Source organism: Thauera sp. DNT-1, assembly GCF_055393985.1.
The window spans coordinates 3042723-3058877 of record NZ_AP043752.1 but is presented as its reverse complement, the minus strand read 5'-3'; the positions used below and the strand labels follow the sequence as shown (position 1 = coordinate 3058877).

Sequence of the window (16155 nt, the reverse complement as noted above, 5' to 3'; positions counted from 1 at the left end):
GCTGGCTCCCTCTCTAAAGATCGCCCACGGCACGCTTCAGTCGCAGTCCAGCCAGCGCGGCGTCATAGTGCGCGGCGGCGTGATTGGCCTCGCTGTTGACGCGCAGGGTTTCGGCGTCCAGCACCTCGGTATGGGTGGACAGGCCGTTGGCATAGCGGTCGCGCACCACGCGCAGGTTTTCCTCGGCCTGGTCGATGGCCGAGCGGGTGACCTCGATGCGCTTTCCCGTTTCCTCCACGTCGAGCCAAGTCTGGCGCACCTGCAGGGCGACCACCGAGGCGAGCTCCTCGCGCTGCTCCGTCAACGCTGCCGCCTGGCGCTCGACCGCGCCGGCGCGGTGACCGGCCACACCGCCATCGAACACGTTCCATCGGGCTCCCAGGGTGACCATCCACTGCCCTTCATGCACCTGATAGCGGTTTTGCTGGTAGCCATAGCCGCCGGACAGCGCAATCTGCGGACGATTTTCTCCGCGCACGGCTGCCGCCTGATGGCGTAAGGCCTCGATCTGTCCGGCCAGCGCGGCCAATTCGCTGCGCTGGACGAGCGCCCGCTCGGTCAAGCGCGCCAAGGGTACCCGACCCGCATCGGGGGCCAGTTCATCCAAGCTGACGGCCTGGTCAAGCGGGCGCCCCAGCAGCCGGTTGTAGGCCGCGCGGGCCAGATCCAGGGCATTGGCCGCCTGCAGGGCCTTTTGCCGTGCATCGGCCAGGGCGACCCGCACGGAGAGCAGGTCGCTCCTGGCCACCATGCCCTGCTCGTGCAGGTTTCCCACATCGCGAGCATGGGCCGACAGACTCTCGACATGGCTTTCGGCGACCTTCAGCATCCGGCCGGCGCGCAGCCCGTTGACGTAGGCATCGGCCACGCGCAGCTTGAGGTTCTGCACGTCGGCCGTCTCGCCCAGCCTCGCCGCCTCCAGGCCCGCCGCCGCCGCATCGATGCCGCGCTCGATGCGGCCCCCGGTGTAGAGCGGCAGGGTCGCCATGGCCTTGTAGGCGGCGCTGTCTTGCTGGGCCATCGGCATCTGCAGCGACTGGCCGAGCAGGTCGGCCCTGAACGCCGGCGTGTTGTCGAGGGCGGTATAGCCTGCCTCCAGACTCACGCTGGGCAGGCTGCTGGATCGGGCAGCCTCCAGCAGGCTCTCGGCGGCGGCGGTGTTTTCGCGCGCCGCCTTCAGGCCGCGGTCCACGGCCAGGGCGGTGTCCCATGCCTGCGGCAGGGATTCGGCAGCGGAGTTGCCCGCGAGCAGCGCGGCGGCCAGGCCTGCCAGCGGCAGCAGGCCGCGGAGTCTTTTTGGGTGATGAGCGGAATTCATGTTGTTCCTTCTTTTGTGGCCGCTTCTTTGCGCTGTTTGTGGCGCAGCAGCAGATAGAGCAGCAGGGGCACGACGATCAGTGTGAGCACGGTGGAGACCAGCGTGCCGAAGATCAGCGAGATGGCCAGGCCGCCGAACACCGGGTCGGCGAGCATCACGGCGCTGCCCAGGACGATGGCCAGCGCCGTCAGCAGGATGGGACGCAGGCGCACCGCACCGGCTTCGAGGATGGCTTCGCGCAGGTCCATGCCCTGGCGCCGGTAGTCGAGCACGAAGTCGATGATGAGCAGCGAGTTGCGCACCACCACGCCGGCCAGAGCGATGATGCCGATCATGGAGGTGGCGTTGAACGGCTGCCCCATGAGCCAGTGTCCCGGAAAGACACCGGCCAGCCCCAGGGGGATCGCCGCCATGGCGACCAGCGGCAGGCTGAAGGACTGGTAATAGGCCACCAGCACCAGGAAGATGAAGGTGATCGCCAGCCCCAGGGCACCCAGCATGTCGCGGTAGGTATCGAGCGTCATGCGCAGTTCGCCATCCCAGAGCAGGCGGGGGCCGTCCAGGGTGTCGGGCGCCACCGGCTTGAAGCGCAGGTTGCCGGTCACAAGGCGGCTGCCGTCGGCCAGCGCCAGGCCGTCCAGGCGCCGGTCGAGATCGAGCACCGCGTAGACGGGGGCGGTGGATTCGAGCTCGCCGCCCACGAAGGTGACGCGCTCGCCATCCTTGTGCAGGATGGGCCGGTCGGCCCGGGCGGGCGCCACCTGCACCAGTTCCGACAACGGCACCCGCTGGCCCTGCCGATTGGTCAGCGACACCCGTGTCAGCAGTTCGGGGTCGATTTGGTGGCTGCGCGGGATTTGCAAGCGGATGGGCACGGGGTTCTTTTCGCCTTGAACATGGGCGCGCCCCAATGCCTCGCCGTCGATCAAGCGGCGCAGCGCGACGGCCACCTCGGCGACGGTCAGCCCGGAGAGCGCGGCCTTTTCCCGGTCGACGGTCAGGCGGTGTTGGTACACATCCTCGACCTCGGTGTCGGTGACTTCGACCATGTCGTAGGTTTGCCCGAAGGCCGCTTTGACCTGCCCGGAGAGCGCGCGCAGTTGCTGCGGGTCGGTGCCGTAGATTTCGGCCAGCACCGTGGCGCGCACCGGCGGCCCCGGCGGGTCTTCCACCAGCTGCACGGTACTGCCGGGGAAGCGCGCGGCGATGGCCTGCACCGCGGGACGCAGCTCGCGAACGATATCGATTGAGGTCTTGTCGCGCGCCGTTTTGTCCCGGAGGTTGACGCGGACTTCCCCCACATGCGGTCCCTGCTTGCTGCCGGCGCCGCGCAGCAGGCCATTGAAGTCGATCACACCGGCCTGGCCGATCCAGCTCTGGTAATCGCTCACGTCGGGGTTCTGGCGCAACAGGGCACCGATCTCACGGGCGAGGCGATCGGTGGTTTCTACCGGGGTGGTCTCCGGCAGGTCGAAGGTGATGTTGAAGGTATTCTTGTCGTCCTTGGGCATCATCGCCATCTCGACGCCGAACCAGGCCTGCGGCCCGCTCAGACCCGCCGGGCGCACGAACTGCCAGGCGGCCTGGAACAGGGAGAGCACGATCGCCAGGGCGGCCAGCAGAAAGACGCCCCGCCGTCTGGGCGGGCGGTCCACCAAGGGCGCCATGAGCGCGTGGTAGAAGCGGTGCAGGCGGTCCCCGGTGTCGTGGTCTTCCAGGTCGTGCCCCTCGCCCGGTTTGAGCCAGCGGTTGGCCGCCCAGGGCACGACGGCATAGGCCACCAGCAGGGAGGCGGCCATGGCGACGGGGACGTTGAAGGCGACCGGATAGAAATACTGCCCCGTCATGCCGGAGACGATCAGCAGCGAGCCGAACACCAGCATCACCGCCAGCGTCGCAAGGTTGGTGGGGGAGCCGATCTCGTTGACCGCCTGCACCGTGGCCCGCGCCTTGTCCTCCTGGCCGAGGCGGGCGTAGCGGCGGTGGATGTTCTCGATGACGACGATCGCGGCATCGACCAGCAGCCCGAGCGATAGGATCAGCGCGAACAGGGAGACGCGGTTGATGGTCAGGCTCCCGAAATAGGCCGCGCCCAGGGTGAGCGCCAGAATCAGCGGCACCGTCACGCCCACGATCAGCGCCTCCTTCAGCCCCAGGAAGACGGCGGTCACCAGGAACACGGCCAGCACGGCGATGCCCAGGTGCTCGATCAGGCCGTTGACGGCGGCGTCCGCCTTCTGGCCGTCGTTGCGGGTCACCACGAGCTCGACGTCGGCCGGTACGAATTGCACCCGCATCCGCTCGATGCGGGCGAGCACCTCATCAGCAACGACCACGGCATTGGTGCCGGCCTTCTTGGCCACAGCCAGTGTCACCGCCGGCATCTCCGCCTGCTGCACCTTGCCGAAGCGCGCATCGGCCGGACCGAAGGCCATGCGGCTCAGTTTATCCCGCTCTTCGGGGGGGCCGTCGACGACGCGCGCCACCTCGCCCAGGTAGATGGGGCGGCCGGCGTGGTTGCCGACGATCAGGCGCCCGAGCTCCTCCGCCGAGGCGAGGAAGCCGTCCAGGTACACCTGGCGGTTCTCGCCCTGCTGCACCACCGTGCCCAGGGGGGCGGCGACGTTGCCCGCGCTCAGGAAGGCGCGCACCTGGTCCAGCGTCACGCCAAAGGACTGCAGGCGCTGCGGGTCTAGTTCGATGCGCATCTCCCGGTCGCGGCCACCCTGCACGAAAGTGGTGGATACCGCCTCCAGGCTGCGCAGCCCCTCCAGCATGCGGTCGGCCAGCCGCTTCAGCGCATAGTCGTCATAGCGCTCCGAGGCCAGAGTGACCGTGACGATGGGCACGTCGTCTACGTCCACACTGCGGATGAGCGGCTCCATCGCCCCGAGGGGCAGGCGGTCGCGCTGGCCGAGCACGCGGTCGTAGAGCTTGACCAGGGATTTCTCCTTGTTCTCCCCTACCTTGAACTGCACCATCAGCACGCCCAGCGAGTTCATTGCCGTGGCGTAGGTGTGGTCCACCCCCGGGATCTGCTTGACGATACCCTCCAGTGGCCGGATCACTAGTTCCTCCACCTCTTCGGGGGAGGCGCCGGGCAGGGCCACCCGCACCTCGGCGCCGGGCACCACGATCTGCGGGTTTTCCTCGCGCGGGGTGAGCGCCATTGCCAGCAGGCCCAGCAGCGCACAGGCGAGCATGAACAGCACGGTCAGTTTGGAGGAAACGAATATCTCGGCCAGGCGTCCGGCGCTGTTGAGTCTGCGGTCGGTCATCACGGCGCCTCCGCCGGCATGACGCGGTCGCCGTCGCGCAGGGCGGGCTCGACCGCTGCCACGAAGCGCTCGTCGGCTGCCAGACCGGCGCTCACCTCGACCCGGTCGGGCCATTCGCGGCCGGTGCGCAGCCAGCGGAACAGCGCCCGGCCCTCGCCGTCCAGCACGAAAACGCCGGTGAGCCCGCCGCGCTCGGCCAGCGCCCGCCGCGGCACCACCGGCGAGGGGCTTTCCCCGACCGTGAAGACTGCGCGGCCGAACATCCCCGGCATCAGCCCTACCGTCTCTGGCAGCGCGATCTTGACCTGGTAGCTGCGAGTAACAGGATCGCCGGAGGGAACCACCCGGGTCACCGTGCCTTCCAAGGGCGTGGGCAGGCGGTCAAGGCTGACCACCGCCGGCTTGCCCTCGCCCATGGCGGCGACCTGGCCTTCCGCCACGAAGGTCTCGAACAGCAGGCCACGCCCCGACTCCACGGTCAACAACGGCATGCCGGGCACAGCGAGATCGCCGGCCCGTTTCAGGCGGGCCACCACCGTGCCGGCCACGGGGCTGACGATTTCGGCATAGGCGCGCTGGGCCAGCGCCGTGTCGAGACCGGCGCGCGCCTGGTTCAGGGCCTCGCGGGCGGCGTCAAACTTCAGGCGCACCTTGCGCATCTCGTTTTCCGAGACGCTGCCGCGTTCGAACAGGCGCTCGAATCGCTCGAGGTCAGTCTGCGCATCCCGGAAGGCGGCCTCGGCTGCGCCTTGGGCCGCGCGCGTTTGGCGGATGCCGCCTTCCACGTCCGCGGCATCGAGGCGGGCAAGCACCTGGCCGCGCCGCACCCGTTCACCCTCCTGCACTTGGATCTCGCGGATATAACCGCTCAGCCGCGAGGCGACCTCGACGCGCTGATCGGACACCACCGAGCCGACCGTAGTGTACTCGACCGGTGCACTGGCGCTCGCCGTCATGACCGGAAGATTCCAGGTCTTGGCGTCGATTTGAGTCGGGGCCTCCGGCGCTTTACCGCATCCGGTCAAGAGAGCGTAGAGCGCCAGCGGCGCCATGTGTGTGAGCAGGGTTTTTCTTTTCATGGGGCGGGTTTTTCCGATTGGACTTTAAATGGTGATTAGCAGGACGCGGGCCAGCCATTCTGCGGACGCGGCCTTGTCGGTGCCGCGAGTGTTGCGGCGGCCGGTGCGGAGCGGCCTCGTAGGCAGCGCGCTCCGGCTGGGGCATCCGCATCTGAAACTGTTTGCCGAGCTGATCGGCACCGAATGCCGTTGTGCTGCCGAAAGACAGAAGAGCGCCGGACAGAACGTGCGAGAGCCACATTGAATGGGGGCGTGGTGAAGGCAAGTTACTTCTCTCTTTTGCGGAAATACACCTGGGCAACGCGGCGAGCAAACACCACCTTTTGACGCCACCAAACATGCAGCGATGTCCGCACTCTGTCGGTCCACGAAGCGCCCGGGGGCAACAGCTCCCGTCCCAGCACCGACTCGAACGCCCGTAGCTGCGCCAAGTAGACCTGGACGTGACGCAATTCGAAGCGCTGCGGGTCGATCTGCCCGTAGTCTTCCACGAGCCGGTTGAATAGCGCGCGCAGCCGGTCCGCGCGAAGACGGAGCAGACCGTCTTCGGCATGCTCCGTCGCCAGCCGGGCGAGTTCGAGTCCCCGATTGACGAGCGCGTCAAACCCCTTGATGGCAGGGCGACCCTCCAAGCGCCCGATCCGCTGGAACGGAAGTTCCAAGTACACCGCGAGCACACGCCGCAAGTCGGCGAGGATCGCCTCCTCCAGTGCCAGGGGAGGACGCTCGACAAGCGGGATATCCTCGGTTCCCGATGCCGACCGGCAGGCCCGCAAGTCCTCGACATAAAGCCGGGAATCGCTGAAATACCCAGTGACCTGTCGGGTTGTTGCCTGCTCAAGCTCGTCGCGAGACGCGTCGCTGAGCACGCGCGCCATCGAGCGCAATGGCTGCCACATCGAGAGCGGAAAACGGGAAAAGCGATAAGGCGCCTGAGTTCCAGGCAGCAAACGGTAGGCGATCAATTCCTCCTGCAACGACGGGTCTTCTTCGAACCGTGCTCGGATGCCCTCGAACACGTCCAAAGGCATGCTCGGCAGCCCTATCCGGTTGCCGAGGGAGCGGCGGCCATAGCCACCGGCCGCAAGCATCTGCGCCACGACGTCCGCGCAATTGAAATCGCTCCGGTGCCATTGCAGGCTGCCATCCCGGAACGCGCCTTCCTGGCGGCGCGCCTCGGCCACCATCGCGGCGCGGCTTTCGGGGGGAACGCCCCGGACGCGCAAACCGAGCGTCTCGCGGCCGTAGGCCATGCCATAGGTGTTGGTATGAACTTGCGATGGGGACGGACGAGTGACACCGTACAAATAGTCCGCAAGGCTCACGTGCTGGAGAAAATTTGGATCGACGGAAGGGTCCGCGATGTGGTTCGCGCTATAAACGACGCCCTCGATACGGATGGCAAGGTGTCCGAACGGATTTTCGCGGACGATCCGCTCCGGCGTCTGCGAGGTCGCGTAGGAAAGCAGCAACTCGACCTCGGCCGGTGACTCGGCGTCGAGTCGCGCGAGCGCTGCGTCGATGCCGAGCACCGGCGCGCCATCTTCGACCCCGTAAGTCGGCAATGGATGTACGGGATCCTCCGCGTCGTCCAGTGCGAACCGGGCGATGCTGACGATGTTCGTCCGCTCTCTGTACTGCCGTTGGGCGGTGAGGATTTCTTCCCGTCGGACCGGATCGGAGAGGATTTCCTCGACCAGTCTTCCCGCGTCTTCCGCATTGCCAGCAAAACTGGCCAGCCCTTGGCGCACGAACAGGGCGGCGTTCTCGCGCTCGTGGCCGCTGATGACATCGAGGAGGATGGTCGGCACGCCGATCGTGAACGCTTCCGCCGGCGTCAGTCCTCCCGCCTTGGTGATCAGGACGTCGGCGGCGCCCATGTACGCAGTCATGTCGGATCGTGGCACCAGTCCCACGACCTTCAGTGTTAGCCGCGACGGCAGGCTTCCGCGCAGCTCCTCCAGCCTGGCGCGCAGGCGCGCATTCGCGCCACAGGCGGCGATGATCTGCAGGCTGCCGGGAACATGACGCATCACGCTGTCGATGATGCCCGCATAGTCCCCCTGGCCTTCCTTGCCGCCCGCGAGCGTCAGGGTGGGAATGTCCGGCGATAACCCGATACGCGCGCGGATGTCCTGGCGAGCGACTGCGGACACCGCCTCAACCTGCACCGGCATCCCGCTGGTGATTACCTTGTCCGGTGGCACGCCTGCCGCCAGCCAGCGCGATTCCAGTTCCGGGTGCGCCAGAAAGGTGCGATCGATCAGCTTGGAGATACGTGGAAAGTAGCCCTCGAAAAAGTCCGTATGCAGCCAACCGATTCTTCGATTGGCCAGGAACCCCTTTTCGCGCAGCGTTCCCAGCACCTGGGCGGCGCCGTAGTGGGTCGACAGGATGACGTCCGGCGCCTCTTGGGTCAGGTAGGCGTGAACTTTCCCCTCCGGATAGTCCGTGGGCAGCATCGACAGCGAGGGAATGCGGTTGCCTCTGGTTTGCGTCGCGTCGAACAGGCTCTCGAAGCACTCGGGCAAGTTGCTGGCGACGAACCAGTACAGGCGTTCGTCGACTCTCCGCCAAACCGGGTGCATGAAGGCGCGAATGTCCTGCAGAACCACCTCGGTGCGCCGGGATTGTCGATGTATCTCAGCCCTTATGGCTTGGGCAGCGCTGATGTGCCCGTAGCCGATCGACGAATAGAAAATGACGATCTTCTTCGCTGGCAAGGACGCGTCCACTTTCATTCCCTGCTGGCTTGCCACGCGGGCCGGCTGAGGGTTGGGGCTCATTAAATTCATGATTGCTTTTCACCGCCTCCAGCCTCGATGCCGGCCGCGATCCGTTCAGCCAGTTCGAGTGGACGGCCGTTCCCTGTGGCCGTCGCAAGGGTGCGCGCCTCCTGCGTCGCCTGGCGGCACAGGTCGCGCGCTGCGCACAGGAGGGCGGTGCGTGCCTCGCAGCGCTCCATGGCATTGGCTTCTTGCAGCAACACGTGGCTCGCCACGAGGGTTTCGCCGTAGCGCCGAGCGACGCCGGCGAGCGGTTCCGGGTAGCCCGCGAGCGCAGCCCCCGTGGCACCGGCCGCCCCGCCCAGCGGCGCCGCCAACCGTTGACGGGTTCGCACCCGCTGCGTCGGGTCATCGACGCCATCTTGCGCCGGGCTCAGATTGGCGGCCTCCAACTCCGCGGCACGGTTGACCGCATTGGAAACCAGGGCGAGGACTCGCAGGTCGGCGCAGCGCACCAGCAGGCGGAAGGCCCCGGTGGTCAAATAGTCGCCCGCCAGCACGGTGGCGGCGTTGCCGAGCTGCGCGGATGGGCCGCTCGCCGCATCGACGTGGGCATGCAATTGCTGCAGGCTGAGATGGATCAGGTCCAGGGCCGTGCCGGCGTCGATGCCCGCCTGCCCGGAGTGGAAGCTGCTGGTCACCAGCGCCCGGATCGGAATCCGCGGGCCCGACAGCAACAGGCGCAAGGCAAGCTGGACGGGCGCCGCCTCGCAGGTCAGGGCATCTGCAATGGTGGCGCGGACGCCCGTCATCACAGCCTCGGGAAAGTTCATGGGATGCCTGTCAGTCATCAGTGGGCGCTCCTGCCCAGCGGGCCAATTGCTGCGCCGCGCTGCGGTAGCCGATCTCGATGATTTCCTCGGCGCGGTCGAACTCCATGAAACGCACCGCGCCCAGCGGCGGGCGGATGAGGATGTCCGGCTTGTCCTGCCGCAGGCTGGCCTGGGTCATGCGCGCCTGCATGATGTAGATCGAGGTCAGCAGGACATCGAAGATGCCCGGCAGCGGTTCCTTGTGCAGCCAGGCTTCGAACTGGACCAAGCCGGGGTTTGTTCGGAGGCTTGCCAGCAGGCGCGCCATGGCCTGGGTATGGAATGTTCCCTGTGAGTTCGAATCTGGGCGGGATACCCGGCTCGCCACGATGTCGTGGTTGAGGTCGACGGCGATGACCAGGCCTGCGCCCATGGCACGCACCACACTCACCGGCACCGGGTTGACCAGACCGCCGTCGACGAGAATGCGGCCGTTGCTGCGCACCGGCGTGAAGATGCCGGGCACCGAGATGCTGGCGCGCACCGCATCGATCAGGTCGCCCCAGGCGCACACCACCTCCTCGCCGCTCATGATGCAGGTGGCCACGGCGCGGAAGGGGATCGGCAGATCCTCGATGCTTGCGGCCGCCACATGGGCGCGTACAAAGTCCGCGATCTTCTGGCCGTCGATCAGCCCGGAACGGGGGAGAACGGGGTCGAGCATGCCGACGATCTGCCGCCAATCGAAGGCGCGAAAACGGTCGGCCAAGCCCCCGATCTTGCCGGCGGCATATACCGCGCCCACCACCGCGCCTATGCTGGTGCCGGCGACCAGATCGACCTTGATCCCGGCCTCCTCGATGGCACGCAGCACGCCGATGTGCGCCAGCCCGCGCGCTGAACCGCTGCCCAGCGCCAGGCCGACCTTGCGCGCGGGCGGATTGGGAACGGTTTCGGGTGCTGGTTTCGCCATCTCTAGCCCTTGCCGCCACGCCAGATGGAGAACAGCACCCAGATGCCGCCGATGACGGCGGCGATGAAGCCGAGCAAGCCGAAAGATGGCAGGCCGGGCTCGCGCTCGACGGTCATGACGATGGCCGAGCCGATGATCAGGGCGGCGGTGACGACGCTGATCGCCAGGCGGCTGGCGGCGCGGTCGAGACGGTCGCCGAAATGCTTGAGGGGCAGGACCTCGACTTGCACCAGGAGCTTGCCGCGCCGCGCGGCGCGCAGGAGCTGGCGCAGGTCTTGCGGCAGCCCGGCGACGAGGGCAAGCGTGTCGCGCAAGGCGCGCCAGCCGCGCCAGACCAGGGCGCCGGGCGCGGCGTGGGCGAGCAGCACCCGTTCGAGAAACGGCGTAGCCTCGCCCGCCATGTCGAAGTCGGGGTCGAGCTGGCGCCCCAGTCCCTCCAGGGCGATGAAGGCCTTGATCAGCAGCGCCAGGTCGGGCGGCAGGGTGAGGCCGTGCTCGCGCAGGATGGCGACCAGGTCGGAGAGCATAGCGCCCAGATCGAGGTTCTTGAGCGGCACGCCGTGATACTGGTCGACGAAGGCGTCGATCTCGGGCTGCAAGGTCTCGCTGTCGATCTCGGCGCCGCCGCTCCAGTCCAGCAGCACTTCGGCCACCTTCTCCGCATCGTGGCTGACGAGACCGTGCAACAGCACGGCCAGCTGATAGCGGCGCTCCTCGGAAAGGCGCCCGACCATGCCGAAGTCAATGAAGGCGATGCGGTTGTCCGGCAGGTAGAAAACGTTACCGGGATGCGGGTCGGCGTGGAAGAAGCCATCTTCGAGCATCATCTTGAGCACGGCCCGGGCACCGCGACGGGCCAGCAGCCTGCGGTCGAGGCCGGCCGCGTCCACGGCGGCCAGGTCGCGGCCGGCAATGCCCTCGACATAGTCCTGCACATTGAGCCGCCCGCCGGTCCACGGCCAGTGGATGCGGGGAACGACGATCTCGGGGTGGGCGGCGAAGTTGGCGGCGATGCGCTCGGCGCTGCGGCCCTCGGCGGAAAAATCCAGTTCGCGGCGCAGCGACAGGGTGAAATGGCGCACCACCTCCCGCGGCCGGTAGCGGCGCAACTCGGGCGCTTCCGCCTCGACGATCTCGGCGAGACGGGCCAGCAGGCGCAGGTCAGCCTCCACGATCGGCCGGATGCCGGGGCGCCGCACCTTGAGGATGACCGCCGTGCCGTCAGCCAGCCAGGCGCGATGCACCTGGGCCAGCGAGGCCGCCGCCAGCGCCTGCATCTCCAGGCGCGGAAAGATGGCCTCGGGCGGCTCGCCCAGGTCCTCCGTCAGTTGCGGCAGCAGCTCGGCGAAAGGGATGGCGGGCGCTGCGTCCTGCAGCTTGCTGAACTCGGCGATCCATTCCGGCGGGAACAGATCTACGCGGGTGGCGAGGATCTGCCCCAGCTTGACGAAGCTCGGCCCCAGCTCCTCCAGCGCCCGGCGCACGCGGGCCGGCGGCTCCAGCCGCGCCAGTTCCTCCGGTTCGTGCCAGTGCAGGGCGCGGCCGGCACGTTCCAGGGCGCCCGCCATGCCGATCCGCCGCACCAGATCGCCGAAGCCGTAGCGGATCAGGACTGAGGCGATGTCATGCAGGCGGCCCAGGTCGCGGACGGCGCCGATCGCTTGCCATAGCATCAAACGTCCTTGCCCGTATTTTTCGATTCCAGACGGGCAGCGATGCCTTGGAGCAGGCCGGCGGCCAGACCGGCCAGCAGCGCGGCTTCATGGCGCACGACCTCCGCCCCTTTCTTGGCCTGATCCCGCGCACCTGCCGTAACGGCCTGGGTCAGTTGCTCGAGCGCGATCCGGGTACGTTGGCCGACGGCCGAGCCACTGCCGCGGGCATGTTCGGCAAGCTCGGTGAAGGTGGCCTGGACGGTGCCCCGGGTATCGCGCGCTGCGTCCTGCAGCGTTTCGATGAACAGCGTCTGCAGCGTGGCCAGTTCGTCCGCCGCCTGCTTCAGCCCCTGCCGGGAGAACTCACTGGTGCGACCCGTGGCCTCCTGAATGGCCAATTGTGCGGCCTCCGCTGCTCCGGCCAGCGCCTCGTCCAGACCGCGCATCGCCTCTTTCAGCGCTTGTCCGCCGCGTTCCCCGAGCGGCACGGCGCCTTCGCGGGCGCCTCTGACCACGGCCGCCGTCACGCGTTTGAGTGCATCGGCATCAAGATGCCCGCGCGTGAGAGCATCGAGCGTGATCGCACGCACCTGAGAGGCGATCGCGGCCGGGTCGGTGGCAAGTGCGCCTTGTACGCGTTGCTCGAGTTCCTCTGGCGTCATGGAGGGAAGACGTCCCTGCTCCTTGAGCATCCGGTCGATCTCGGCCTCGGCCTCCAGCCAGTCCTCTGCCACGTTGCCGCCCACAAAGCCGCTCTTTTCCGCGCGAAAATAGGCGGCCTCCGCGATCATTCGATAGCGTTCCTCGGCGGTGACGGGCGGATTCTTCTCCGCAACGGATTCCTGCGCCGCATTCGAAGTGGAAGTGGATTTGGCCATGGTCGCTGCTCCTTTTCAAAGTGAGAGTGTGGAAAATCCGGCGTGTGCGGGGCCGGGTATCGGTATGAGCTTGTCCAGGCGCCCCATCCTCAGCGTGCCTCCCCATCGGCTGAGGCCAGCCTCCCTCGCAGCAGATCGCATACGTGGCGTGCCAATACCTCGGGGTTGTCCTGCTGGGGCCGGCGTCCTGGCATGAACTTACGGGTTGCACCGGCTTGGAAATGGAAGATCACCAGGCCAAAGATCGACATCGCGAGCAGGTGGGCATCCACATGTGGGTCCAACTCGCTGGCGAGATCGTGGACGGCAACGAACATGTCCCTGAATACCTGTTTGGCCAAGGTACTCTGACGCGCCTCGTTGGTGTCCAGCAGTACCCACTGCACCAGCCGCAGAAAGTCCTTGTCCGAGGCCATCATCCGGGCGAGCCCCGCAACAAAGCATTCAAGCCGTTTCCATGGGGTGCCGTTGCCGGCCAGCATGTCTTTCAGTGCGGCCACTCTTTCCCGGAATTCGTAGGCCACCGCATCGAGATAGAGCTGGTTCTTGTCGGCGAAGTGGTAGTAAAGCGCCGCCTGGGTGAGGCCGACGGCGGCAGCGATATCGCGCATCGAGACGCCGTCATAACCGTGCCGCGCAAACAAAGGCGTCGATAGCTCAAGAATCTCTTCCCGCGTTTTTCGCTTGCGAATGATCCTAATCGGCTGGCGGATCATAGATTGGTGGCCCTTCCGATAAACTTAACGAACGATCAGTATATCTCTGTCAGATGTGGTTTGCACCATCCAGCCTACTGAGAACCTGTTCACAATCCTTTGAGCAGTAGTGCGATGAAGGCCAAGTGGACGAACTGCAAGCTGGTGTTGAGTTTCCGCTCGCAGTTTTTCCAGTGGCGGCGGCATTTCTCGATCCAGGCGAATGACCGCTCGACGACCCATCGCTGAGGCATGACGGCAAAGGAATGCAACTCGCTGTGCTTGGCGATTTGGACTTCAGCGCCAAGCCATTCCTCAACGGCATGAGCGAATGGCTGGCCGACATAGCGTAAGCGCCCGGAAAACTCACCTGTCCCATGGCGCGGTCATCCGCTGAAGATCGTGCCCACCAATTTCGATGGTGACACTATGGACGTTGGCATCCCGCGCCGAGCCCGGCGAACAGGTTCTCATTGCCAAGTACCAGGGCATCGTGTGCTACGAACGCAACCGCCAATGGCGAGGTAGAAGCGATGCTTTACCAAAGATGAGGGGAGGCCCCTCGAAGTCGGCTTGCAGGGGCGGGCTCTTCGTCAGTTTCTCTCCTGCCGTGAGTGACAGAGCGGCGAAAGCGATGCGGGAGACCATGCGTCACTGGCGGCTGCATCATCGTGGTGACCTTCCTTTGGACGATCTCGTACGTTGGACTCGCTCCGTGATTCATGGGTGGGTTGCCGATAGGTGCCTTCCTACACAGGATCGGCGGCAGCAGATACCGACAGGTAAGGGTTGTTCGGTGGCATATCGCTGAACAGGACTCGCGGGTCTTCCAGCAGGTAGCCGTGGAGTCTCCGCGATTTCCGCGGCCCTGTGACTGCGCATATCCAGATGTTCAGACCATTCTGCTGCTTGCGGTGCAATTGCAGCTTCTCGAAGCGTTTTTGCACCCATTGCCAATCGGCCAGTTGGTCTTGCCTGGCAAGGAAGGCGGTTCTTGGATGTTCCTGAGCGTAACGCTGGAACACGCCGGGGCTGACCAGATAGACGGTATCGGCGACCGTATGCACCAGTGCCTTGGTGTCATTGATGATGAGCTTGCGCTCTTCGATATGCCGGCGCAGCCAGGCGACGAAATGCTCGCCTGACGGCGTTTCCTCCAATCCTGGAATCGACGCAGGCGTCGCCGAGTCGAGCGGTAACCTTGACTCACCTGACTCAAGAGGCGGCTCTTCCAGGGTTGGAGAAAACATTTCGGTGGTCGACGAGAGAACAGCCGACGCCATATCTGGAATGTCGAGCAGATCCAGAAGCGCCTCGACGCCTTCGCCGGCTGGCTGCGCCGACAGAGGCTCGGGGGCGACCGAGTCCGGTACGGCGGGCAACGATGCGGAAACAGTTGCTTCCCCCTCGTCCTGCACCACCATCACTGTGCCGGCGAACGGTGTGGGCCGCTCATTGCCTTCCCAGATCAGCGACGGTGCGAGGCGCAGGAGCGTGAAGGTGTGAGACCAGCCCGCGTCGCTGGTGATGGTCGCCTTCCAGATGGCCTTGCCCTCTGGCGTCGGTTGCGCAATGCCATGGTCCTGCAGCACGTTGAAGACGGCGGTGTTGCTGGACGGGATGCCATCGATGCCCTGGGCCAGCAGATGGGCGCGCAGCTTGTCCGAGACCGTCTTGCTGACCAGCCACAGTGCATCCTGGGTCAGCCATCCGTCCGAGGCCTGGGGCTGGTTCAGTTTGAACTCTTCCTTGAGCAGGTAGCGCAATCCGTCGAGGAGCTTGCGTTGGAGCGCATGGCGGGGTGCCGCCAGCGCCTTGGCCGGATCACCACCCAGCGCCTGGGCGACCGAGGCTTGGTCGGCCTGCACGACCAATTCCCCGAGCATGCCGGCATGCTCGTACTGGCCGGCCAGCACGTACAGGAGTGCCGACCACAGGTCCGGATACACGCTGAGCCAGTCGAAGATACCGGCGTCGAGCAGTCGGGCGTAGAGCAGCCCGGTAGCTGCGCTGTGCAGCCGGTATTCGCGTGCCTTGTGGTAGCGGAAGCGGTACGGCTTCCGGAGCGGACCATGCCAGGGATGCCAGATCGTGCCGTCGGCATACTCGACATGCAGGTCGACGGCGACCTTGCCGACGTCGTGCAGCAGTGCCGCGTAGGCGATGCCCGCAGTCCAGGCCTCGGCCTGGGCGGCCTGGGCTTCCGGCGTGGCGCCGGCCGGCAGGAGATGGGACTGTCGCAGCTTCAGCGCGTAGGCCACGATTTCCAGGCCGTGGTCCAGCATGCCGCCCAGGTAGGCGTGGTGGTGGCTTTCCGAGGCTGGAAAATTCTGGACCAGCTCGGCGTAGCGCTCCAGTGGCGCCCGATACAGCGTGGCGAACTGGTCACGGGAGACGGACGTGCGCTGCCAGATGTGTTCCAGCAGCTTCTGCCGGCGCGGTGTCGCCAGCAGTGATGCGGCCGATTCCGTCCGCGTCAGCCCTTTGGGGGGCTCGGCGGAGGGAGTGGGCGTCACTGCGGTGGCAGGTGGCATCCGTTTGCGTTGGAACAGCGAGAGCATGGCGAATCCTGGATGGCGGGCTGTTCGGGGGAGCCTCTTGGCCCTTTCGGGTAGGGCCTTTCCCCTTGACCCCGTTCCCTTGCCCCTTCCCAGCCCTTTGTCCTTTGTCGGAAAGTCTTTGGTATAGAGCAGCGAAGGTAGCCGAGCCACAGCCAATGCGGGACTGGCCCAAATCGGATT

The 16155-nt window shown here is 66.3% G+C and carries 10 protein-coding genes and 1 pseudogene; all 11 read right to left on the bottom strand.

Annotated elements, in window-relative coordinates:
• Positions 1–13 precede the first annotated feature (13 nt).
• Positions 14–1318, bottom strand: coding sequence for a TolC family protein (locus ACZ5PP_RS14090; RefSeq protein WP_076600371.1), 1305 nt, complete (start codon positions 1316–1318; stop codon positions 14–16).
• Positions 1315–4596, bottom strand: a complete 3282-nt coding sequence (locus tag ACZ5PP_RS14085) for an efflux RND transporter permease subunit (protein ID WP_148577561.1) — start codon at positions 4594–4596, stop codon at positions 1315–1317. The genes ACZ5PP_RS14090 and ACZ5PP_RS14085 overlap by 4 nt, the downstream gene beginning before the upstream one ends.
• The gene (locus tag ACZ5PP_RS14080) at positions 4596–5675 is read right to left on the bottom strand and encodes an efflux RND transporter periplasmic adaptor subunit (protein WP_148577562.1); all 1080 of its coding nucleotides are present in this window, start codon (positions 5673–5675) and stop codon (positions 4596–4598) included. Before ACZ5PP_RS14080 ends, ACZ5PP_RS14085 begins: the two co-directional genes overlap by 1 nt.
• Before the next feature lie 266 nt (positions 5676–5941).
• Complete coding sequence (locus ACZ5PP_RS14075) at positions 5942–8461, bottom strand: MGDG synthase family glycosyltransferase (protein ID WP_246128595.1); 2520 nt, start codon at positions 8459–8461, stop codon at positions 5942–5944.
• Positions 8462–8466: 5 nt separating this feature from the next.
• Positions 8467–9252: an isoprenoid biosynthesis enzyme family protein gene (locus ACZ5PP_RS14070; RefSeq protein WP_148577563.1), complete on the bottom strand. Its 786-nt coding sequence runs from the start codon at positions 9250–9252 to the stop codon at positions 8467–8469.
• On the bottom strand, positions 9245–10087 hold the full coding sequence (locus ACZ5PP_RS14065; protein WP_464826161.1) for a patatin-like phospholipase family protein: 843 nt from the start codon (positions 10085–10087) through the stop codon (positions 9245–9247). The genes ACZ5PP_RS14070 and ACZ5PP_RS14065 overlap by 8 nt, the downstream gene beginning before the upstream one ends.
• A gap of 101 nt (positions 10088–10188) precedes the next feature.
• Positions 10189–11859, bottom strand: a complete 1671-nt coding sequence (locus ACZ5PP_RS14060) for an ABC1 kinase family protein (RefSeq protein WP_148577565.1) — start codon at positions 11857–11859, stop codon at positions 10189–10191.
• On the bottom strand, positions 11859–12719 hold the full coding sequence (locus tag ACZ5PP_RS14055; RefSeq protein WP_211164045.1) for a DUF2934 domain-containing protein: 861 nt from the start codon (positions 12717–12719) through the stop codon (positions 11859–11861). Before ACZ5PP_RS14055 ends, ACZ5PP_RS14060 begins: the two co-directional genes overlap by 1 nt.
• A gap of 89 nt (positions 12720–12808) precedes the next feature.
• The gene (locus ACZ5PP_RS14050; protein WP_148577566.1) at positions 12809–13435 is read right to left on the bottom strand and encodes a TetR/AcrR family transcriptional regulator; all 627 of its coding nucleotides are present in this window, start codon (positions 13433–13435) and stop codon (positions 12809–12811) included.
• An 89-nt stretch (positions 13436–13524) separates the two neighbouring features.
• Positions 13525–13761, bottom strand: a pseudogene (locus ACZ5PP_RS14045) (transposase); the annotation flags it as partial.
• A gap of 402 nt (positions 13762–14163) precedes the next feature.
• Positions 14164–15975 (bottom strand): MobH family relaxase, encoded by a 1812-nt coding sequence (mobH, locus tag ACZ5PP_RS14040; RefSeq protein ID WP_076600378.1) that lies wholly within the window; start codon positions 15973–15975, stop codon positions 14164–14166.
• Positions 15976–16155: the final 180 nt, after the last annotated feature.

Coding starts and splice junctions, on each gene's coding strand:
- ACZ5PP_RS14090 (WP_076600371.1), bottom strand. CDS start 1,318: ATGAATTCCGCTCATCACCCAAAAAGACTCCGCGGCCTGCTGCCGCTG.
- ACZ5PP_RS14085 (WP_148577561.1), bottom strand. CDS start 4,596: ATGACCGACCGCAGACTCAACAGCGCCGGACGCCTGGCCGAGATATTC.
- ACZ5PP_RS14080 (WP_148577562.1), bottom strand. CDS start 5,675: ATGAAAAGAAAAACCCTGCTCACACACATGGCGCCGCTGGCGCTCTAC.
- ACZ5PP_RS14075 (WP_246128595.1), bottom strand. CDS start 8,461: ATGAGCCCCAACCCTCAGCCGGCCCGCGTGGCAAGCCAGCAGGGAATG.
- ACZ5PP_RS14070 (WP_148577563.1), bottom strand. CDS start 9,252: ATGACTGACAGGCATCCCATGAACTTTCCCGAGGCTGTGATGACGGGC.
- ACZ5PP_RS14060 (WP_148577565.1), bottom strand. CDS start 11,859: ATGCTATGGCAAGCGATCGGCGCCGTCCGCGACCTGGGCCGCCTGCAT.
- ACZ5PP_RS14055 (WP_211164045.1), bottom strand. CDS start 12,719: ATGGCCAAATCCACTTCCACTTCGAATGCGGCGCAGGAATCCGTTGCG.
- ACZ5PP_RS14050 (WP_148577566.1), bottom strand. CDS start 13,435: ATGATCCGCCAGCCGATTAGGATCATTCGCAAGCGAAAAACGCGGGAA.
- mobH (WP_076600378.1), bottom strand. CDS start 15,975: ATGCTCTCGCTGTTCCAACGCAAACGGATGCCACCTGCCACCGCAGTG.